16 protein-coding genes and 1 tRNA gene are annotated in these 18,935 nt (G+C 68.8%); 8 read left to right on the top strand and 9 right to left on the bottom strand.

What is annotated here, in order from left to right; translation table 11 throughout:
* Nucleotides 1-13: 13 nt before the first annotated feature.
* The 5 genes from DFW101_RS10015 to DFW101_RS09995 all read right to left on the bottom strand — a co-directional run bounded on the left by DFW101_RS10015 (nt 14) and on the right by DFW101_RS09995 (nt 5,376).
* Nucleotides 14-331, bottom strand: coding sequence for a cupin domain-containing protein (locus tag DFW101_RS10015; protein ID WP_009181399.1), 318 nt, complete (start codon nt 329-331; stop codon nt 14-16).
* 98 nt (nt 332-429) lie between these two features.
* A complete protein-coding gene (locus tag DFW101_RS10010) occupies nt 430-1,248 on the bottom strand; it encodes an ATP-binding protein (protein ID WP_009181398.1) in 819 nt (272 codons plus the stop codon).
* Nucleotides 1,249-1,310: 62 nt separating this feature from the next.
* A complete protein-coding gene (hcp, locus tag DFW101_RS10005; protein WP_009181397.1) occupies nt 1,311-2,927 on the bottom strand; it encodes a hydroxylamine reductase in 1,617 nt (538 codons plus the stop codon).
* 500 nt (nt 2,928-3,427) lie between these two features.
* On the bottom strand, nt 3,428-4,747 hold the full coding sequence (locus DFW101_RS10000) for a 4Fe-4S binding protein (protein WP_009181396.1): 1,320 nt from the start codon (nt 4,745-4,747) through the stop codon (nt 3,428-3,430).
* Nucleotides 4,744-5,376, bottom strand: a complete 633-nt coding sequence (locus DFW101_RS09995; RefSeq protein WP_009181395.1) for a 4Fe-4S dicluster domain-containing protein — start codon at nt 5,374-5,376, stop codon at nt 4,744-4,746. The genes DFW101_RS10000 and DFW101_RS09995 overlap by 4 nt, the downstream gene beginning before the upstream one ends.
* A gap of 108 nt (nt 5,377-5,484) precedes the next feature.
* Here DFW101_RS09995 and DFW101_RS09990 point away from each other — a divergent pair, with 108 nt between their 5' ends.
* Nucleotides 5,485-6,249, top strand: coding sequence for a Crp/Fnr family transcriptional regulator (locus DFW101_RS09990; RefSeq protein WP_009181394.1), 765 nt, complete (start codon nt 5,485-5,487; stop codon nt 6,247-6,249).
* Between the two features lie 66 nt (nt 6,250-6,315).
* Here the strand turns inward: DFW101_RS09990 and rlmD are convergent, their stop codons facing one another.
* Complete coding sequence (gene rlmD / locus DFW101_RS09985; RefSeq protein ID WP_009181393.1) at nt 6,316-7,665, bottom strand: 23S rRNA (uracil(1939)-C(5))-methyltransferase RlmD; 1,350 nt, start codon at nt 7,663-7,665, stop codon at nt 6,316-6,318.
* A gap of 137 nt (nt 7,666-7,802) precedes the next feature.
* On the opposite strand from rlmD, the gene DFW101_RS09980 reads away from it, so the two are divergent.
* The gene (locus tag DFW101_RS09980; RefSeq protein ID WP_009181392.1) at nt 7,803-9,578 is read left to right on the top strand and encodes a sensor histidine kinase; all 1,776 of its coding nucleotides are present in this window, start codon (nt 7,803-7,805) and stop codon (nt 9,576-9,578) included.
* A gap of 15 nt (nt 9,579-9,593) precedes the next feature.
* On the opposite strand, the gene DFW101_RS09975 is transcribed toward DFW101_RS09980, so the two are convergent.
* The gene (locus tag DFW101_RS09975) at nt 9,594-9,902 is read right to left on the bottom strand and encodes a hypothetical protein (protein ID WP_009181391.1); all 309 of its coding nucleotides are present in this window, start codon (nt 9,900-9,902) and stop codon (nt 9,594-9,596) included.
* 120 nt (nt 9,903-10,022) lie between these two features.
* Entirely contained in the window at nt 10,023-10,187 is a 165-nt protein-coding gene (locus DFW101_RS19800) for a hypothetical protein (protein ID WP_009181390.1), read from the bottom strand.
* 384 nt (nt 10,188-10,571) lie between these two features.
* Here DFW101_RS19800 and DFW101_RS09970 point away from each other — a divergent pair, with 384 nt between their 5' ends.
* Both DFW101_RS09970 and DFW101_RS09965 read left to right on the top strand, forming a co-directional pair.
* On the top strand, nt 10,572-12,335 hold the full coding sequence (locus tag DFW101_RS09970; protein WP_009181389.1) for an NAD+ synthase: 1,764 nt from the start codon (nt 10,572-10,574) through the stop codon (nt 12,333-12,335).
* Nucleotides 12,336-12,377: 42 nt separating this feature from the next.
* Nucleotides 12,378-12,453 (top strand) — tRNA-Thr (locus tag DFW101_RS09965).
* 148 nt (nt 12,454-12,601) lie between these two features.
* On the opposite strand, the gene DFW101_RS20160 is transcribed toward DFW101_RS09965, so the two are convergent.
* Nucleotides 12,602-13,675 (bottom strand): energy transducer TonB, encoded by a 1,074-nt coding sequence (locus tag DFW101_RS20160; protein ID WP_009181388.1) that lies wholly within the window; start codon nt 13,673-13,675, stop codon nt 12,602-12,604.
* Nucleotides 13,676-14,124: 449 nt separating this feature from the next.
* On the opposite strand from DFW101_RS20160, the gene DFW101_RS09955 reads away from it, so the two are divergent.
* Genes DFW101_RS09955 through DFW101_RS09940 form a run of 4 tightly spaced genes read left to right on the top strand, consistent with a single transcriptional unit; the run spans nt 14,125 to nt 18,893 of the window.
* A complete protein-coding gene (locus tag DFW101_RS09955) occupies nt 14,125-16,215 on the top strand; it encodes a TonB-dependent receptor (protein ID WP_009181387.1) in 2,091 nt (696 codons plus the stop codon).
* Nucleotides 16,203-16,781, top strand: coding sequence for a hypothetical protein (locus DFW101_RS09950; protein WP_009181386.1), 579 nt, complete (start codon nt 16,203-16,205; stop codon nt 16,779-16,781). The genes DFW101_RS09955 and DFW101_RS09950 overlap by 13 nt, the downstream gene beginning before the upstream one ends.
* Nucleotides 16,778-18,178, top strand: coding sequence for an ABC transporter ATP-binding protein (locus DFW101_RS09945; protein WP_009181385.1), 1,401 nt, complete (start codon nt 16,778-16,780; stop codon nt 18,176-18,178). Before DFW101_RS09950 ends, DFW101_RS09945 begins: the two co-directional genes overlap by 4 nt.
* On the top strand, nt 18,168-18,893 hold the full coding sequence (locus DFW101_RS09940) for an energy-coupling factor transporter transmembrane component T family protein (protein WP_009181384.1): 726 nt from the start codon (nt 18,168-18,170) through the stop codon (nt 18,891-18,893). The genes DFW101_RS09945 and DFW101_RS09940 overlap by 11 nt, the downstream gene beginning before the upstream one ends.
* The last annotated feature ends 42 nt before the right edge of the window (nt 18,894-18,935 follow it).

Below are 18,935 nucleotides of genomic sequence, written 5' to 3'. Positions count from 1 at the left end.
GGCCGTTGGCGCATCAGGCCGGCGGGGCGAGGGTCACAAGCACCCGCATCTCGGTCGTGGCCTTGAGGCCGTGGGGCGTGGCAATGGGGCAGACCAGCACGTCGCCGGCCTTGGCCGGCTGGGAGGCTCCCTCCGCGCCGAGGAATTCCCCCTCGCCTTCGAGCACCACGATGGACAGCTCGCCGTCCACCTCGTGGGCATGGACCGGCAGGGTTTGGCCGGCCCGGAAGTTGAAGTTGACGATGCGGAAGTTGGCCGAGTCGTGGACCCAGAGCATGCCGTAGCCGGAATCCTTAAACGGGCCTTCCTCGAAGATATTGAGCTTTTTCATGTGGTACCACCTTGCGGTTGCATCGTTTCGCCGGCCGGGCCAGGGACCGCGCCGGCGGCGGGGGGGCGGGAGCAACGCGGGCGTCGCTGCCTGGGCCGTTACCTGGCCATGCCGAAGGGGATCTTTCGCGTATCGATCACGTCCACGCTTTTGACGTCCCCCATCCGGCCGACGACGACCTGGGTCACGGGCACGTCCTTGCCGGACAGGGCCACGGCCCGGGCGGCCAGGCGCGACATGCCGGCGCAGCAGGGCACTTCCATCTGCAGGACCGTCACGTCCTTGATGTCGTTGGCGTTCAGGATGGCGGTCAGCTTTTCCAGGTAACTGTCCACGTCGTCGAATTTGGGGCAGCCGAGCAGGGCCACCCGGCCGGGCAGAAAGGCCGAGTGAAAGGCCGGGAAGGCCGGCGGCACGCAGTCGGATGTGAGAAGCAGGCGGGCGCCGTTTAAAAACGGGGCATTGGGCGGCACGAGCCGCAGCTTGATCGGCCAGGAGGACAGGGCCGAGCCGGCCGCCGGCGCCTGGATGCCGGGCAGGTTGGCCTGCTGGCAGGGCGTGAGCGGCGGGTTGGCCGCCTGGGGGGCGCCGGAGTCCGGGGACGCCTGGGGCGCAAGCAGGGACATGGCCGCGCTGCCCGGGCAGCCGCCGGGCCTGCATCCCTTTTCCTGCTGCTTCAGTTCCGCCAGCCGCTCTTCCACGGCCGCCTCGTCGAATTCCGGGGCGTCGCGTTCGATGATCTGCAGGGCCCCGGTCGGGCAGTGGCCGATGCAGGCCCCGAGCCCGTCGCAGAAATGGTCGGCCACGATCTTGGCCACCCCGTCCTGGATTTCGAGGGCCCCTTCGGCGCAACCCGTGACGCACTGGCCGCAGCCGTTGCAGAGCGATTCGTCTATTTCGATGATCTTGCGTTTCATGGCGTCTCTTTCCTTGTGCGGCCCGGCCTTGCCGGCCGGGCCGCGCGTGATCCTTGCGCCGCCTAGCCGAGGATGGCTTTGAGGTCCTCTTCGGGCGTGCTGATGGGCTTGATGTCGTAGTTGGCGACCAGGTAGTTGAGGACGTTTGGCGTCAGGAAGGCCGGGAGCGTGGGTCCGAGGCGCATGTTCTTGATGCCGAGGTGGAGCAGGGTCAGGAGGATGGCCACGGCCTTCTGCTCGTACCAGGAGAGGATCATGGACAAGGGCAGGTCGTTGACCCCGCACTCGAAGGCCTTGGCCAGGGCCACGGCCACCTGGATGGCCGAATAGGCGTCGTTGCACTGGCCCATGTCGAGCAGCCGGGGAATGCCGCCGATGTCGCCGAGCTTCTTGTCGAAGAAGCGGAACTTGCCGCAGGCCAGCGTCAGCACGATGGTGTCGGCCGGGGCCTTTTCCACGAACTCGGTGTAGTAGTTGCGGCCGGGCTTGGCTCCGTCGCAGCCGGCGACCAGGAAGAAGTGCTTGATCTTGCCGGCCTTGACCGCGTCGATGACCGTGCCGGCCACGCTCATAATGGCGTTTCGGGCAAAGCCGGTCATGACCGTGCCCTGGTCGGTGTCGGCCGCGAAGCCGGGCATGGCCTTGGCTTTTTCGATCACCGGGCCGAATTCGCCGTTTTTGACGTGGGTCGCGCCGGGCCAGCCGACAAGGCCGGTGGTGAAAATGTTGCCCAGGTAGCTGTCGGCCGGCCGCTGGATGCAGTTGGTGGTCATGAGGATGGCGCCGGGGAAGGCCGCGAATTCCTTGTGCTGGTTCTGCCAGGCCGTGCCGTAGTGGCCGTAGAAGTGCGGGTGCTTTTTGAGTTCCGGGTAGCCGTGGGCCGGCAGCATCTCGCCGTGGGTGTAGATGTTGATGCCAAGGCCGGCGGTCTGTTCGAGCAGGGCCTTGAGGTCCTTGAGGTCGTGCCCCGAGACCAGGATGGCCTTGCCGGCCTTGGCGCCGAGCGGCACCTCGGTCGGGACCGGATGGCCGTAGGCCCCGGTGTTGGCCGCGTCGAGAAGCTCCATGGTCCGCAGGTTCACTTCGCCGCACTTGAGGACCAGCGCCACCCAGGCGCCGAGATCCTTGTCCGTGGTGAAGGTGTCGGCCAGGCCCTGGTAGAGGAATTCGTACACGGCCGGGTCTTCCTGGCCGAGGATGGCGGCGTGGTCGGCGTAGGCGGCGACGCCCTTGAGGCCGAAAATGAGGGTGTGCTTGAGCGAGAGGATGTCCGGGTTGGTCTCGGGGATGTTTTTAAGCCCATGCTCCGCGCCCTGCCGGGTCAGTCCGGCCAGGTCCAGGGCCGGGCGGAAGGTGGCCGGGCCTTCGGGCAGGCTGGCGGCCAGCACCTTGGCCAGGGCTTCGCGCCGGGCCACGGTTTCCTCGATCAGGGGCTTGAAGTCGGCCGGATCGAAGTTGACGTTGGTCAGGGTGGAAAAAAGGGCCTTGGCGAAAAAGCGGCCGGTGTCGAGGGGCACGGCCTTGCCTTCGGCCTTGGCGGCCACGGCGGCCTGGCCGAGCCCGGTCAGGGCGTAGACGACCAGGTCCTGCAGGTCGGAGACGTCGGGCTGTTTGCCGCACACGCCCATCTTGTCGCATCCCGTGCCTTTGGCCGTCTGTTCACACTGGTAGCAAAACATATGTCGTCCTCCGTTTGGGTTTCGGTTCGAGTGGCCGTTTCCGTGATTCGAGGTCTACGCGGGCCGGGGCAAAGGCGGTTTGACCTAAGTCAAAAACGCGATTTTTTTTCGCTCCTCCCCGCGCCCGTCTCCACAGGACGACGGAAAAACGGAAAATTGAATCCGCTATCGCCTGTCGCGATCGATCGTCCCCAAACGAAAAAGGACAGTCTCTCAAAGGCAGGCTTTTTGAGAGGTTGTCACAATAAACCGCAAGGAGGCCAAAAGGTCAAGGCCGGCGTCCGAAGGATGGGGGCCCGGAACGCATGGGCCGATGAAAGGGCGCAGACGCGTCGGCGCATCGAGAGAAGGAAAGGGTGTCTCGGACGGGCAGGCCGGCGCGGGTGAGCGTTTTGATGGTTTGCGGCCGTGGGGCGGGAGCGGAGCCGGCCCCCGGCCGGCCAGGGGCTTTCCCCTGGCCGGAGGCGTTGTCGGACGGGGCGGCGTGGAGCCCGGGACGGCTAGATGCGGGCCACGCCCAGAAAGACGGCGTGCAGGGCGATGACCAGGGTGAAAAAGGCGGTGCGGGCCGCCGCGGGCGACAGGCCCGGGAAATGGAAGCCGATGCGGCCCCCCGGGCAGGCCCCGACGCAGTCGCCGCAAAGGGTGCAGGAGAGGCCGGGCCGGCCCTTGGCCAGGTCCTGGGGCGAGAGGGCCAGGTAGCGGCAGGCCCGGGAGCATCGGCCGCAGCCGTCGCAGCCCGGACCGATGCGGACCCGCCAGGGGCTCGCCTTGCCGAGGATGTTGCCGACCAGCCCGATGGGGCAGTAGGTCGCGCAGTGGACCATCACGCCGGCCGGGCGCGACACGAAGGCCATGACGCCGAGGCCCACCAGGCCGAAGGCCGCCGCCGCCCAGACAGCGTCGCCCGTTTCCACGCCCATGGCCCGCAAAAGGACGGCCAGCCCCACGGTCAGGGCCAGGGTGGCGGCCCGCCACCAGATCCGCCGGCCGGGCAGACGCCTTGGCACCTTGCGGCCGAGCCGGGCGCAGGCGTCGTCGGCCGCGCCGAGGTAGCACAGATGCGAGCACCAGCCCGGGCCGACCAGGAGCACGGTGGAAAGATACAGGATCGGCATGAAAAGGCCGCCGCCCCGGTAGATCGGCCCGGCCACGATCAGGGCCGGCACGGGCAGATGGAGGGCGCCAGTCATGAGAAACCGGCCGAACCCGGCCAGGCCGAGCAGAAGCTGGCCGAAAAAGACCAGGGAAAAGGCGGCCCAGTACCGGGAGCGCAAAGGGCCGGTCCGTGGCGCGGCCAGCAGCCTGCCGGTCAGCCAGGCGGCGTAGAGGGCCAGGGCCAGGATTTCAAGCGGGCCCCAGCCCGGCCAAAAACGGTCGACCAGAAGGACCGGGAATGGGGCCTTGGCCCGGGCCACGGCGAGCAGCCCGGCCGTCAGCCAGAAGGCCGCGCCCTGGGCAAAGGCGTGCGGCCCGTGCAGGCCGTGGCGGGCCCGGACCCGGCGGGCAAAGGCCAAGAGGCCCCCGGCCGCGCACACGGCCACCACCCCGGCCATGATGGCGGCCAGCCGGAGGTACGGCAGGCCGGCCGCCAGCCGGAACAGGACCATGTCCCGGCCCGCGTCCGCGAAGCCAAGGGCCATGAAAAGGAGCGCCGGCCCGAGCACGGCCGGCCCGAACGGCCACAGGCGCGGCCGGGCGGCCACCAGCCCGCCAAGGGCCAGGGTGGCGGCGGCCAGGCCGAGATTGCCCGAGCGCAGGGCGTGGGCCGCGAACAGGAACAGGCCGAGGACCTGGAGGAGGGGGATGGCGAGGGTCATGGCCGCATCCAGGCCGGAAAACCCGGCAGGCCGTCCGGAAAGGCGATGTCGCCGAAGCGCAGCCCCGGCCGGGCCGCCTGCCCGTAGGCCGTAAGGCACCGGCCGGCCAGGGCGAGCGCTCCTTCCGGCGTGAAGCGGCCGGCCGGCTCCAGGCCGAGACGCGGCCGCCGGCCGAGCCGGCCGCCGACCATGACCCGCAAGGCGGGCGCGGAGCAGGCGATGGCCCCGGCCGGGCAGGCCTGGCCGCACTTGCCGCAGCCGAGGCACCGGTCCCGGTCGATGGCGGCCACGCCGTCGGCGATGGTCACGGCCGCGTCCGGACAGGCGTCGGCGCAGGCCCCGCAGCCGGTGCAGGCTTCCGGGGCGACCACCGGCCGGACGGCGGCCACAAGGCCGAGGTCCGCCACCTGGGGCCGGGCGCAGCCGTTGGGGCAGGCGCAAAGGGCCAGGCGGAAGACCTCATGGTGCTTGATCTCCCGGCCGAGCCGGGCCAGGCCCGGCGGCACGGGCGCGGCTTCGGCCAGGGCGGCGAGCCCGGCCACGAACGGCTCGGGCAGGGCCAGGGCCTGGGGACAGCCGGACGGCTTCACGCCCCGGCAGGTTTCCAGTACATACGGGCGGGTCGGCATGGTGCCTCCTCGGATACGCGGCGTTGGGCCGGGCAGGGCCCGACGTGGCTCAGCCTCTCCGGGGACGTGCCGCATGGCCTTGACCCAAGTCAAATCGGGACGGAAAAAATGGACAAGACCCAAGCCGTGGCCGGCATCGGCCTTTTCGCCGGACTCGGCCCCAAGGAACTGGCCGCCCTGGCCGGCATTGCCGAGGTGCGTTCCTACGCCAAAGGCCAGGACATCTTTTTTTCCGGCGACAAGGCCCTCGGGTTTTTCTCCGTGGCCTCGGGCAAGGTCCGCATCTACCAGACGTCTCTGGCCGGCAAGGAGCATATCCTGCACGTTTTCGGCCCGGGCGAGGTCTTCGCCGAGGTGGCCGTCTTTTCCGGCGGCGTCTACCCGGCCAGCGCCCAGGCCCTGGAGGACGGGGACTACCTTTTCTTCCCCAGGGAGCGGTTTCGCCGGCTCCTGGCCGAGGACCCGGACCTGGCCATGAACATGCTCGGGCTTCTCGCCGTGCGCCTGCGCCAGCTGGTCAAAAAGCTCGAGGACCTGAGCCTTCGGGAAGTGCCGGCCCGGCTGGCCGCCCATCTGCTGCTCCTGGCCGCCGAGAGCAAGAAGCGCCTCCTGTCCCTGGGGCTGCCCAAGGGCCAGCTGGCCGCCTACCTCGGCACCATCCCCGAGACCCTGTCCCGGGTGCTCAGGCGCTTTTCCGACGAGGGACTCATCCACCTGTCGGGCAACACCGTCGAGATCCTGGACCCGGCCGGGCTGGAGCGGCAGGCCGGCGGCGGAGCGGGAGCAGGAGCGGGAGCAGGGGCGGGAGCAGGGGCGGGAGCAGGAGTGGGGGCGGGAGGAGGGGGGATGCCTCCGGCGGCCGGGAGGGGCTAAGCCCCTCCCGGACCCTCCCTGGCGGGGAAGGGGGTGGCCGAAGGTGCCATCCGAAGGCGAGTGGTGCTAGCGCCGCTCCAGTTCCGCCACGGCTTCGATGTGGGCGGTCTGGGGGAACATGTCCACGGGCGTGACCCGGGTGACGGCGTAGAGGTCGCCGAGGATCTTGAGGTCCCGGGCCAGGGTGCCGGGATTGCACGAGACGTAGACGATCTTTTTCGGGGCGGCGTCCAGGAGGGCGGAAAGAACCTCCGGGGCCGCGCCCGAGCGGGGCGGATCGAGGACCACCACGGCCGGGTGGGTGGCGGCCAGATCGGACAGGGCCGTGGCCGCGTCGCCGGCCTTGAAGATGCAGTTGGCCACGTTCGAGAGCTCGGCCGATTTTACGGCGTCGGCCACGGCCCGCTTGTCGGATTCGAGGCCGAAGACCGTGCCGAAGTGCGGGGCCAGGGCCAGGGTGATGCCGCCGCAGCCACAGTAGAGGTCCCAGGCCACGCCGTCCGGAGCCGAGCCGGCGGCCGCGGCCACAAGGGCGTAGAGCCCGGCGGCCGCTTCGGTGTTGGTCTGGGCGAAGGCGTCGGCCGAAACGTGGAGCCGGGACGGTCCCACCTGCTCTTCCAGATAGTCGACGCCAAGCGCGAAGACCTGCCGTTCGCCCTGGGCGATGGCGGCCGGGGCCCGGCGCACGGAGTGGACGAAGCCGGTCACCTCCGGAAAGGCGGCCAAAAGCGCCTCCCCGATCTGGTGGGCGGCGTCGCCGGCCCCCCGGGCCGGGCCGGTGATCAGATGCGCCAGGCGGGCACCGGTCGCGGCCGACTGGCGAAGGACCAGATGCCGCCACACGCCCTTGCCGGACCGGGCGTCGAAGGCGGCCAGGCCCGTGGCGGCGCACCGGTCGCGCACGAAGGCCAGGACCTGGCTGACCCAGGGCGGCATCAGCCGGCAGGTGGCGATGTCGAGCACCCGGCCCGGTCGGCGGCGCTCGTGGAGCCCCAGGTGGAGCTTGCCGGCAAAGGCGAATTCCATCTTGTTGCGGTATTCGTAGGTCTTTGGCGAGGGCACGGTCTCGGCCACGGGAACGTCCGGCAGGCCGGCCAGACGGGCCAGGGTCTCCGCCACCTGTTCGCGCTTCCAGAAGCGCTGGGCCCCGTAGTCGAGATCCTGCCAGTCGCAGCCGCCGCAGACCCCGAAATGCGGGCACTCGGGGGCCACGGCCGCAGGCGACGGGGAGAGCGTCTCCACGGCCACGGCCTCGGCAAACCCTTTCCTGACGCGTTCCACCTTGGCCCGCACCGTGGCGCCGGGCAGTCCCCGGTCCACGAAAACCACCAGCCCGTCCTGGCGGGCCACGCCCTTGCCGCCGAAAGCCAGCCGGTCGACGGCCAGCTCCAGTTCCATTCCTTCACGTATATCCATCCCGGCCTTATGCGCGACCCGGGCCGCCGGCGCAAGGGCCTCCCGCCCCCGGGCCGGGAGGCCGCTCGGGAGCGCCTGCGTAACCAATTGCAGGGCTGGGGAAAATCGGCTATTGCGAAAAAGGCTGGAGGAGTCCGATGTCCCGCAAGCACAGCATCATCGCCTGTCTGGTGTTCGTGATCCTGACGCTCGCCATCGCGGGCATGGGCTATCGGGCCAAAAACGACATCGAGAACGTGGTCACCGACCAGTTCAACCACCAGCAGCTGCTCCTGGCCCAGAAGATCGCCGACGACATCACGGGCCACTTCGCCTTCCTGCGGACCTGCCTGGAGGGCCTGTCCCTCCTGTGGCGCGGGGAGACGGCCACAGACGGCACGCCCTGGCTGGCCATCCCGGCCTTTTACAACATTTTCGCGGAATGGAACGTGGCCGCCCTGGGGGTGCTGCGGCCGGGCCGGGCCGAACCGGTCTTTTACGACGCCTCGGGCGCGCCCATGCCCGGCGGGGAGTTCTGCACCCCGGCCTGCCTGCAGGCCTTCACCGACAGGCCACGGATGGGGCGGATCGCCATCAGCCGGGTCTTCGTCCAGGAAAAAGGCCCCCTGGCCGGCCGGCGGCTGGTGGCCATGACCATGCCGCTGGCCGACGAGGCCGGCAATGTCGGCGGGCTGGTGTTGGTGGTGGACGCCCTGGCCGTGGCCGCCCGCTATGCCCACAACATCCGGTCGGGCCAGACCGGCTATGCCTGGGTGATCGACGACCAGGGCGTTTTCCTCGACCACAACGAGGCGGATTTCATCGGCCGCGAATCCCTGGCCGTGCGGCGGGAACGCGACCCGAACATCGATTGGTCCCGGCTGGCCTGGCTCATCAAGGACCGGATCATGGCCGGGGAGCGGGGCATGGACTGGTACGTGTCGGGCTGGCACCGGGGGCGGCTCGGCGAGATCAAAAAGTTCGTGGCCTTCTGCCCGGTGCCCCTGGACGCGGGCGACGATCCGGGCAACCGGTGGGCCGTGGCCCTGGCCGCGCCCGAGGACGAGGTCCAGGGGCTGATCGGCTGGCTCATGGTCCGGGAGTGGCTCATTGTCGGACTCTTCGAGCTGGTGGTCTTCGCCGGGTTCGTGACGGCCATGCATTTCGCCCTGCGCTGGTCCAAGGCCCTTGAGACCGAGGTGGACAAGACGGCCCGGGAGCTGCTCGGGGCCCAGGAAAAGCTCATCCGGGCCGAGCGGTTCGCGGCCATCGGCGAGGCCGCGGCCCGGCTCTCCCACGAGATCAAAAATCCGCTCATGCTGATGGGCGGCTTCGCCAGCCAGGTCCGCCGCCACCTGCCGCCGGAGGGCACGGACGCCGGCAAGCTCGGCATCATCGAGGACGAAGCCAAGCGCCTGGAATCCCTTTTAAACGAGGTCCGCGACTTCACCCGCCCCCAGCCGCCCCGGATCGAGCCCCGGGACCTCAACGAAACCGTGGGCGAATCCCTGGCCCTCATGGCCGAGGCGTTCAAGGCGCGGGGCATCGTGGTGGAAAAGCGCCTGGACCCGGACCTGCCGCCGGTGCCCCATGACGAGGCCCGGATCAAGCAGGTGCTTTTGAACCTTTTGAAAAACGCGGCCGAGGCCATGGATTCCGGCGGCCGGCTTTCGGTCGCCACCGCCCTTGCCGACGGCCGGGTGACCGTGGCCGTGGCCGATACCGGCGGCGGCATCCCCGAGGCCGTGCGGGCCCGGGTGTTCGATCCGTTCTGCACGACCAAGGAGTCGGGCACGGGCCTGGGATTGGCCGTGTGCCAGCGCATCGTCGAGGACCACCACGGCGACATCCGCTTCGTCACCTCGCCCGCGGGCACGACCTTCACGTTGGAACTGCCGGCCGGCCGGCCGGAGGGGAAAAAGGAAGGCCGGTGACCGCCGTCCCCGGCCTTACCGCCGCGGGGACGGGTGGTGCCGCTTGAGGAAGGCGAAGATGTTGGCGTGGATTTCGTCGAAGAGCATGGAATCCGGCTCGCGCAGATCGTAGTAGCCGGCCCACACCGCTTCGTAGAGGTCGCCCGGCAGGCGGGCGAGGCCGACGGCCCCCAGGCGGCAGTGGACCGGCATTCCCCGCCAGAAGGTTCGGCCCTGGTAGTAGCACTGGCCGCGCCGGTTGGCCACGGCCCGATACCGGTGGCCCGACAGCAGGCTGGCGATGACGTGGGATTCGTCCCCAAAGGGGAAACGCATGTTGGTCATGGTCGGGACTCCCTCTCCCCGGGGCGGCGCGCCCTTTGCGGCCGGGCCGCAGCCCGGTCCGGCAGCGGTCCGGGCCGGGAACAGGCGTCCCCGGGGCGGTCGCCTGTTCCCGGTGGCCGGTCAGGTGGCGTCTTTTTGCTCCTTTTGCTCGACGGTCCGGGCCTCGCCGCCGGCCGGCGTCTCCCGGACGGCGGCGGTCCGGGCCGTGGTCCGTCCCGAACCGAAAAAGCTTCTGGCGAAACCGGCGGCCTGGCGGCGTGACGAGATCGAGGTCTGCGACAGCATGGGGTGTTCCTCCCTGGGACAGCCCGAGGCCCGGTCCGGCCGTCGGCGGCCTCGCGGGACCGGCGTTGGCCCTGGCTGACCCTTGCCCGGGCTTTTACCGATATTGAAAATCATTGTCAATATGGGCGGCGATTTTTCCTGTCCCCTCGTTTGCCGTCCGTCCGGCCCGATGACGCCCCCCACCGCGCCGGGCGGGTCGCGGGTGCGGTTGCCGGCCGGGCCAAGACGGGCTAGACAGTGTCGCGCCCTTAGAAAATACCGCGGTATTTTTCAGGATAAAAAATCAGTTTGCTACGCGTGTTGGATTGAAAAGAGCCGCACGGTCTTCGAGGACACGACACGAGGCAAGCGGCAGCCTGCTGCCCGAGAGGGAAGGAGTCGGATATGGCCGCGTTTCGACTGGCCCTTTGCCAGATCAATCCCACGGTCGGGGATGTGGACGGCAACACCGCCAAGATCCTGGCCCACCTCGAATCGGCCCGCCGGGCCGGGGCGGAGATGGTTGTCTTTCCCGAGATGGCCGTTTCCGGCTATCCGCCCGAGGATCTGCTCATCAAGCCCGATTTCCTGGACGCCTGCATGGACCGGGCCGGGGAGATCATCCGGGCGAGCACGGGCCTCACCGTCGTCTTCGGCTGCCCGTGGCTCGACGGCGACCTCGTAAACGCCGCCATCGTGGCCCACGACGGCCGGGCGGCCGGCCTCACGGCCAAGCGCTACCTGCCCAATTACGGCGTCTTCGACGAGAACCGCTATTTCGCCGCCGGCCGGGGCAGCGCGGTCTACGACCGGGACGGGTTCGTCTTCGGCGTCAGCGTCTGCGAGGACATCTGGTATCCGGGCGGGCCGCCGTCCGAACAGGCCCATGGCGGCGGGGCCCGGCTTCTGGTCAACATTTCGGCCTCGCCCTACCACGGCGGCAAGGGGCTCGGCCGGGAGCGGATGCTGGCCACCCGGGCCTCGGACAACGGCACGTTCGTGGCCTACGCCAATCTGGTCGGCGGCCAGGACGAGCTGGTCTTCGACGGCCACAGCCTCGTTTTCGGCCCGGACGGGACGCTCCTTGCCCGGGGCCGGCAGTTCGAGGAAGATCTGGTCGTGTGCGACCTGGACCCGGGCGCGCCGACCCGGATGCGGCTCCTTGACCCGCGAAGCCGCAAATGGGAGCCCCAGCTCGAGTCGTGCCCGGTGCGGGTGGACCTGCCGCCCCTGGCCGCGCCCGCGCGGCCGCCCCTTCCCGGCTGCCCGGTGGCGCCGCTTTGCGGCAGCGTGGAAGAGGCCTACCGGGCGCTCGTCCTCGCCACCCGCGACTACGTCCGCAAATCCGGCTTTTCCGCCGTGGCCATGGGGCTTTCCGGGGGCATCGACTCGTCCCTGACCGCCGTCATCGCGGCCGACGCCCTGGGTCCGGAAAACGTCATGGGCGTGGCCATGCCGACGCGCTTTTCCTCCGACGACAGCCTGGAGGATGCCGAGGCCCTGGCCGAAAAGCTCGGCATCACGCTCCACGTGGTGGCCATCGAAAACATCTTCAAGGCCTTTCTGGAGGCTCTGGCCCCGCTTTTCGGAGACCGGCCCTTTGACGTGGCCGAGGAAAACCTCCAGCCCCGCATCCGGGGCACGCTCCTTATGGCGCTCTCCAACAAGCTCGGGCGGCTGGTCCTGACCACGGGCAACAAGTCCGAGGTCGGGGTCGGCTATTCCACGCTTTACGGCGACACGGCCGGCGGCTACGCGGTCATAAAGGACGTGCCCAAGACCCTGGTCTACGCGCTTTCCCGGTGGCGCAACGAGCAGGCCGGCACGGATCTGATTCCCGAGCGGGTGCTGGTCAAGCCGCCCACGGCCGAACTGCGGCCGAACCAGAAGGATTCGGACTCCCTGCCGGAATACGACGTCCTGGACCCGGTCCTCAAGGCCTATGTGGAGCTCAGCCTGTCGCCCACGGCCATGGCCGGGGCGGGCATGGACCCGGCCGTGATCGACCGGGTGACGAAACTGGTGGACCGCAACGAATACAAGCGCCGCCAAAGCCCCCCCGGCCCCAAGATCACGCCCCGGGCCTTTGGCAAGGACTGGCGCCTGCCCATCGTCAACCGCTACGTGCCCGAGCGCGCCGCAACGCCGGCCGGCACGAAAGGGGCTTGACGGGCAGCCCCCGCCGGTGTATCTGGATCGGCCACGTCAAGTGCCAGCGTAGCTCAGTTGGTAGAGCAGCTGATTCGTAATCAGCAGGTCGAGTGTTCGAGTCACTTCGCTGGCTCCAGATTTCAAGGGGTTAGGACAACCGTCCTGGCCCCTTTTTCGTTTTTCAGCGGGACAGGCCTGTTGGCATCGTTGTCGGATGGGATTTGTCCGCCATTCCCCTTTTCTCCATTTTTTCCGAGCATCGGTGGCCGCTTGGCGGCTTGTGATCAGCCCTGGGCGAACCGGATGGTCAGCAGGGCGTGGCAGGCCTCGGGCCGGCCCTGGCGCATGGCCGGATAGTACGTCGAGGCCTTGATGGCCCGCAGCGCCTCCTCCACGAATTCCAGCCCCGTGTGTTCCACCACGGACACATTGCGCAAGACGCCCTCGGCATCGATGTCGAGCCGCAGGCGCACCTTCCCCTCCTGTCCGGCCCGCTTGGCGCCGTCGGGGTAGCGCAGCGGCGAGCGGTGCCGGAACCTCGGCCCGTCCCCCCGCCCGAACTCGCCCACAGACAAGCCGCCGTCGCCCCGTCCCTCGCCACTGCCGCCGGGCCCGGCCCCCGCAGTCGGTCCCTTGCCCGGACCCTCGCCCGCAAGCCCCCGTCCCGGCCCGTCCCCGGCCCTGGCGCCGGACCCCGTGCCCGTGGCCGAAACATGGTCGGCCTCGGCCGTCCCCGGCTGTGCCGGGGGCGGTCCGGGAGGTTGCGGCCTGGGGGCCGGGGGCTTGGGACGCGCCTTGGGCACGGCCCGGGGCCTGGACGGCGGCGTCCGGGGGGCGGGAGCCGGCCCGGGCGCGGCCAGAGGCTCGGACACGGGCTGGGGCGTCGGTTCGGCCGGCGGCCCGGGGTCGGCCCGGGCCACGGTTTCCGGGTCGGGCGCCGCCGCTGCGGCGGGCAGGGCCTCGGCCGTTCCCCGGGCCGCGCCGTCCAGGCCGCCGGCCAGCCCGTCCCCGCCGGCCGGAATGCCGTCGCCCAGCCCTCCCAGCTCTCCCAGGTCGACATGGCCGATGACCGCCAGGGGCGGTTCGGGGGCGGGGCCGGCCACCACGGCGCAAAGGACAAGGGCCGCCGCGGCCAGGCCGTGCAGGGCGGCCGAAGCCAGCAGCCAGGGCCACCACCGGTCGCCGGCGGCCGGCCGGTCCGGCCGGGCCGGGCCGCAAGCCCGGAGGGTGGCCGCCCCGAGGAAGCGGCGGGCGGCCGGTTGGGGGCCAGACGCCGGCCGGGAGCCAGGCGCTTTGGGGACGCCGCACAAGCCGGCCGGGCCGGGGACAGGCCGGTGGATCGTAGGGTTGGGCTGCATGGCATGCATCCAGTGTCACGAATGTTGCAAAAATAGAGATAGTACTTTTTGCCACACTGCAGGTCACGGATGAAGCATGAAACGTGATCTATTGCAGTAAATAAAATTCTTGTCTATTAAGCCCGCAGTGTCAAGCATGCGACTGTGTAGACGGCCACGTCAACCATCTTGTTGTTTTGTTGCGTGCGTCATGCTTTTGCCGATGCTTGAAATGCAGTGCCATGCTGTTTGAAGTTGTCGTGACAGCCTGAAGCGCTTCGGCCCCCTGGGCCGGGCGCTTCGGTCGCCGGGCCGGTTGGCCCAGGGGGAGGCCGGATTCCCGCCGACGGCAGTGCCGGACTGGGGGCGCGGGGGTCCGGTTGGAAGGACCGTCCTGGCGGCAGGCGGACAGGCGGGGAGGACGGACGGTGTGTCCGGAGCATGTGGTGTCGCAACACAAGGGGGGGACTATGCGAGGGATTGTTGTCTTGGCCGTTTTGGGAATTCTGGCCCTGCCGCTGCCGCTTTCGGCCGCGGGGGACGGCACGGCCAACCATGAGATGGAGGAGATGGTGGTCACGGCCACCCGCACCGAGGAGCCGCTCAAGAGCATCCCCGGCCGGGTCGAGGTCATAAGCCGCGAAGACTTGAAGGAAATGCCCGTGCAGACCGTGGACGAGGCGATTTCCTACATTTCCGGGGCCCACCTGGAACGGCCCAACGGCCCCAACAGCTTCAAATCCACCCTCACCCTGCGGGGGCTTGGCAACGAGCAGGGGCGCACGCTGGTGTTGCTGGACGGCGTGCCCATGAACTCCTCGGACATGGGCGACGTCAACTGGAACCGGATCAACATGGAAGACGTCCAGCGCATCGAGATCCTCAAGGGCCCGGCGGCCTCCGTCTACGGCAATAACGCCATGGGCGGCGTCATCAACATCATCACCCAAAAGCCGACCCGGATCGCCGAGGGCCGGGTCTCCACCCAGTACGGCACCTATGACGACTGGCAGGTGCGCGGCATCGCCGGGTTTCGGACCTCGGAGGCAAAAAAGGGCCTGTGGGGTCGGGTGTCGGCCTTTTCCAACAATTCGCCCGGCTACAAGAGCATCCCGAGCGACGAACAGACCCGCTACACCGTCAAGAATTTCATCACGGAAAAGACCATCAACGGCAAGGCCGGCTGGGATTTCAACGAATCCAACAGCATCGAGCTGCAGTACACCAAGGACAACCAGACCGTCGGCGAAGGCAAGGAAATCTTCGCCTCCGACGGCGTGCATCGCGGCTACGACACCGGCTCCTGGCAGGGACGCCTCAACCTCGGGTACGAAGGCTGGACGGGACTCTTAAACGTCTACTTCAACGACACCAATTACGACCGGACCCAGGAGAGCATCACCGATGCGTCGGACGTGCAGAAGTACATCGATTCCTACAGCCGCACCGATTCCAAGGTCAATCGCCAGGAATACGGCCTGATGACCAACGTTTCCCGTGTGTGGGGCCCAAACACCTTCACCGTCGGCTTCGACTACCACGACGGCCTGATGGACGGCACGGACTATTCCCGTACCGGCACCATCACCTTTGCCACGGATTACGGCAAGATCCGCAACTTCGGCGGCTTCGTCCAGGACCAGCTGCGCTTTTTCGACGACAAGCTGATCTTTCTGGCCGGGCTGCGCTACGACAACGCCACCACCTACGACGGCCACTACGACACCAACATCAGTTCGCTCACCTCCTACACCAGCTACTATTCCGACCACACCTGGGACCAGTGGAGCCCGCGCGTTTCGGCCAAGTACTTCTTCATGGACAACCTGAGCGCCTACCTGTCCTACGCCCATGCCTTCCGGGCCCCGCTGCTCGACGACATGTACCGCACCGGCAAGATGAAGGGCGGCTACAAGATCTCCAACCCCGACCTCGGGCCGGAAAACCTCGACACCTTCGAAGTCGGCACCGATTACCAACCCCTGGACAACCTGAAGCTGTCGGGGTCGGGTTATTTCTCGGTCGGCCATGACTTCCAGTACTACGTCAACGTGTCGAGCGGCATAAGCCAGAAGCAAAACGTCGGCGAAGTCCAGATCTGGGGCATGGAGCTCAACGCCGAGTACGATCCGTTCAAATTCATGGACATCGAGGTGCTCAAAAAGTTCACCGTTTTCGCCAACTACACCTTCAACGATTCCCGGATCGCCGATTTCCCGGGCCGGCCGGATCTGGTCGGCAAGCTCCTCTCCTATACGCCGCAGAACTCGGCCAACGCCGGCTTCACCTGGCTCAACAGATACGTCAACAACAAGTTTACCGTGCAGTATGTCGGCGAGATGTATTCCGACGACATCAACACCAGCAACACCACCATAGCACCCCATGCTTTGCTCAACGGCAAAATCTGGAGGACCCTCGACTTCTTCGAGTACGGCGACCACATGGAACTGTCCCTGTCGGCCCAGAACATCCTGGACCACCGCTATATCGATGCCCGCAATGCCAATGGCGAAAACCCCGGCCGGATGCTCTTTCTGGAGCTGACGTGCAAGTTCTGAGGCTGCGGGAACTGTCCACGGCCCAGGTGGTCTTTTTCGCCTCGGTCGTGGCCCTGGATTTCGGCTGGGGGCTGGTCTTCAAGACCGCCCTCCAGGTGACGGCCATCCACGAGGTGGCCCGGCTGGAGATGGTGGTCTCGGTCATGCTCATGGTCCTGGTCCGGCTGATGCTCGACCGGTTCGGCACGCTCCTGTTTTTCGAACTGGCCTGGGGACTCCTGGCCGCCGTGCTCATGCCGGCGGCCGGGGGCCAGCCCGGCTTCATGAAACTGGTTCCGGCCCTGACCCAGGGCCTCGTGTTCGACTGCCTGTTCTCCTTGCTGCGGACCCGGCTGCCCGAGGGCCGGGCCTACGTGGCCATCCTGGTCGGCGGCATCCTCGGCCCCTGCGCGGCCATGCTGGTGCGCGTGGCCATGGGCGTGCCCTGGGCCACGGCCACCCAGGTCCTGTTCGGCATTTCCCTCGTCACCTCCCTGGTCATCAACGGCTTTGGCGTCTTTCTGGCCCTGGTCGTCTGGAAACGAATCGCCGGGCTGCACGTCGTGGCCATGCTGCGCCTGCCATGATCGCCTGCCGCCAGCTGTCTTTTACCCCGGTCGGCGCGGCCGGGCCGGTCCTTGCCGACGTGAGCCTCGCCATCGGCCCGGGCGAGCGGGTGGGCATCGTCGGGCCGTCCGGGGCCGGCAAGTCCACCCTGGGCTACCATCTGTGCGGCGCCCACCGGCTGGCCCTGGCCGGCCGCACCGAGGGCGGGCTTCGCCTGGACGGCCGGGACGGTCTGGCCGGCGGGCCTCCGGGTTTTGCCGGCATCGTCGGCCAAAACCCGGAGGTCCAGCTTTTTTGCGCCACCGTCGGCGAGGAAGTGGCCCTTGGCCTGCGGGCCCGGGGCCTGGCCGCGGGCGCCTGCCGGGAGGCCGTGGGCCTGCTATTGGCGCGGTACGGGCTTGCCGGCCGGGCCGAGGCGGCCCTGGGGACCCTGTCCCTCGGCCAGAAACAGCTGGCCGCCGTCCTGTCCATGCTGGCCATACGGCCCAAGGTGCTGCTCCTCGACGAGCCCACCAGCTATCTCGACGCGGCCACCGCCGACCTGCTCTTTGCCCATCTCGATGCCTTGAGCCGGGAGACGGGGCTGGTGGTCATGGTCATCGAGCACGACCTGGCCCGGCTGTCCGGCTTCGCCGACCGCTATCTGGCCCTCGACCGGGGCCGGCTCGCCTACGACGGGCCGGCCTCGGGGTTTCCGGTCCGGGAGCCCCTGCCGCCGGCCAGGCCCCTGGCCCCGGGCCGGGCGTCGGGTGCGCCCGCGCTGGCCTTTGCCGGCGTGTCGTTCGGCTACGGCAAAACCGACCGGGTGCTTGCCGACATCGATCTGGCCGTCGGTCCGGGCGAGGTCGTGGCCCTCATGGGGCCAAACGGTTCCGGCAAGTCCACCCTGCTGCGGCTGGCCAAGGGGCTCGGCAAGCCCCGGACCGGCCGGATCGCCCTGGCCCCGGGGCTGGCCGGCGGCCGCGACGTGGGCCTCATGTTCCAGAATCCCGACGAACAGATTTTCGCCCATACCGTGGCGGCGGAATGCGGCTACTGGCTGGACAACCTGGAGGTGCCCGAGCCGGCGCGGACGCGGCGCGTGGCCCGGGAGCTGGCCGGGCTGGGGCTGGACCGGGTCCTCGATCGCTCGCCCTTCACCCTCAGTTTCGGGGAAAAGCGCCGGCTGTGTCTGGCGGCCGTCCTGGTGGCCGATCCGGCGGTCCTGTGTCTCGACGAACCGACCACGGGCCTCGACGACGCCACCATGGCCGCCATGGCCGAGACGGTGCGCGGCCGGGCCGGCCAGGGCGCGGCCGTGCTCGTGGCCACCCACGAGCAGGCCTTCGCGGCGATGGCCGCCACCCGGATCGTGCGGCTGGAAAACGGGCGCATCGTGGCCGATGCCCCAAACCCGGAGGGACGCCGTGTTGCGTAGCCTGCGCCGCGCCGGCGCCGTCAGCAAATTCCTGTTCGCCATCTCCCTGTGCGCCTTCGCGTTTGTCTGCGAGGATTGGCGCATCCTCGCCGGCATCGTCGCCGCCCTGGCCGGCCTGCTGCTGGCTTCCGGCGTCTGGGACCGCAGCGTCAGCCTGATTTTCGGCGTGTCCGTGCTGGGGCTGCCGACCCTGCTGTGCCTCTTTCTCCTCGGCGGCATCGAGAAAGCCTCGGACTGGCGCCAGGGCCTGCTGCTTGGCCTGGCCTGGCTCGGGGTTTTCTCCTTGCGCCTTATCATCGTGCTCCTGGCGGATGTGCTGGTGGTCAAGTGGACGAGTTTTTCCGACATGCTGCTGTCGCTGCGAAGCCTGGGCCTGCCGGGCAAGGCCGTCCTTTTTGTCTCGGCCCTGACGAGCCTTTTGCCGGCCATGTTCGCCATGAGCCTGCGGGTGGTGGAGGTGCAGCGGGCGCGCGGCTTCGAGGCCAGGCGGCTGGTGCGGCCCTCGCAGTTTCTGCCTCTTTTCGTGCCGGTCTTCCTGGCCCAGATGCGCCGGGCCTCGGAACTGGCCCTGTCCCTGGAATTGCGGGGTCTGGCCGGGGACGGTCCGGGAGCGGCGGTCCGCAACCCCGCCTGCTTCGGGGACGCCTTTTTTTGGCTCGTCGCCGTCCTGCCCTGGTCGGGCTTCGTGTGGCGGTGGCTGGGCCCGGGGGCCTGAGGCCCGGCGGCCCGGGACGCCTGGGACGCGCGTCGGAGACAC

The sequence above is a fragment of the Solidesulfovibrio carbinoliphilus subsp. oakridgensis genome, from assembly GCF_000177215.2.
Taxonomy (GTDB): domain Bacteria; phylum Desulfobacterota; class Desulfovibrionia; order Desulfovibrionales; family Desulfovibrionaceae; genus Solidesulfovibrio; species Solidesulfovibrio carbinoliphilus.
The sequence above is the reverse complement of the archived record's forward strand: the minus strand, read 5'-3'. Positions and strand labels throughout refer to the sequence as shown.

Coding starts and splice junctions, on each gene's coding strand:
- DFW101_RS09995 (WP_009181395.1), bottom strand. CDS start 5,376: ATGCCGACCCGCCCGTATGTACTGGAAACCTGCCGGGGCGTGAAGCCG.
- hcp (WP_009181397.1), bottom strand. CDS start 2,927: ATGTTTTGCTACCAGTGTGAACAGACGGCCAAAGGCACGGGATGCGAC.
- DFW101_RS09975 (WP_009181391.1), bottom strand. CDS start 9,902: ATGACCAACATGCGTTTCCCCTTTGGGGACGAATCCCACGTCATCGCC.
- DFW101_RS09970 (WP_009181389.1), top strand. CDS start 10,572: ATGGCCGCGTTTCGACTGGCCCTTTGCCAGATCAATCCCACGGTCGGG.
- DFW101_RS19800 (WP_009181390.1), bottom strand. CDS start 10,187: ATGCTGTCGCAGACCTCGATCTCGTCACGCCGCCAGGCCGCCGGTTTC.
- rlmD (WP_009181393.1), bottom strand. CDS start 7,665: ATGGATATACGTGAAGGAATGGAACTGGAGCTGGCCGTCGACCGGCTG.
- DFW101_RS09955 (WP_009181387.1), top strand. CDS start 14,125: ATGCGAGGGATTGTTGTCTTGGCCGTTTTGGGAATTCTGGCCCTGCCG.
- DFW101_RS10015 (WP_009181399.1), bottom strand. CDS start 331: ATGAAAAAGCTCAATATCTTCGAGGAAGGCCCGTTTAAGGATTCCGGC.
- DFW101_RS20160 (WP_009181388.1), bottom strand. CDS start 13,675: ATGCAGCCCAACCCTACGATCCACCGGCCTGTCCCCGGCCCGGCCGGC.
- DFW101_RS10000 (WP_009181396.1), bottom strand. CDS start 4,747: ATGACCCTCGCCATCCCCCTCCTCCAGGTCCTCGGCCTGTTCCTGTTC.
- DFW101_RS09980 (WP_009181392.1), top strand. CDS start 7,803: ATGTCCCGCAAGCACAGCATCATCGCCTGTCTGGTGTTCGTGATCCTG.
- DFW101_RS09945 (WP_009181385.1), top strand. CDS start 16,778: ATGATCGCCTGCCGCCAGCTGTCTTTTACCCCGGTCGGCGCGGCCGGG.
- DFW101_RS10010 (WP_009181398.1), bottom strand. CDS start 1,248: ATGAAACGCAAGATCATCGAAATAGACGAATCGCTCTGCAACGGCTGC.
- DFW101_RS09990 (WP_009181394.1), top strand. CDS start 5,485: ATGGACAAGACCCAAGCCGTGGCCGGCATCGGCCTTTTCGCCGGACTC.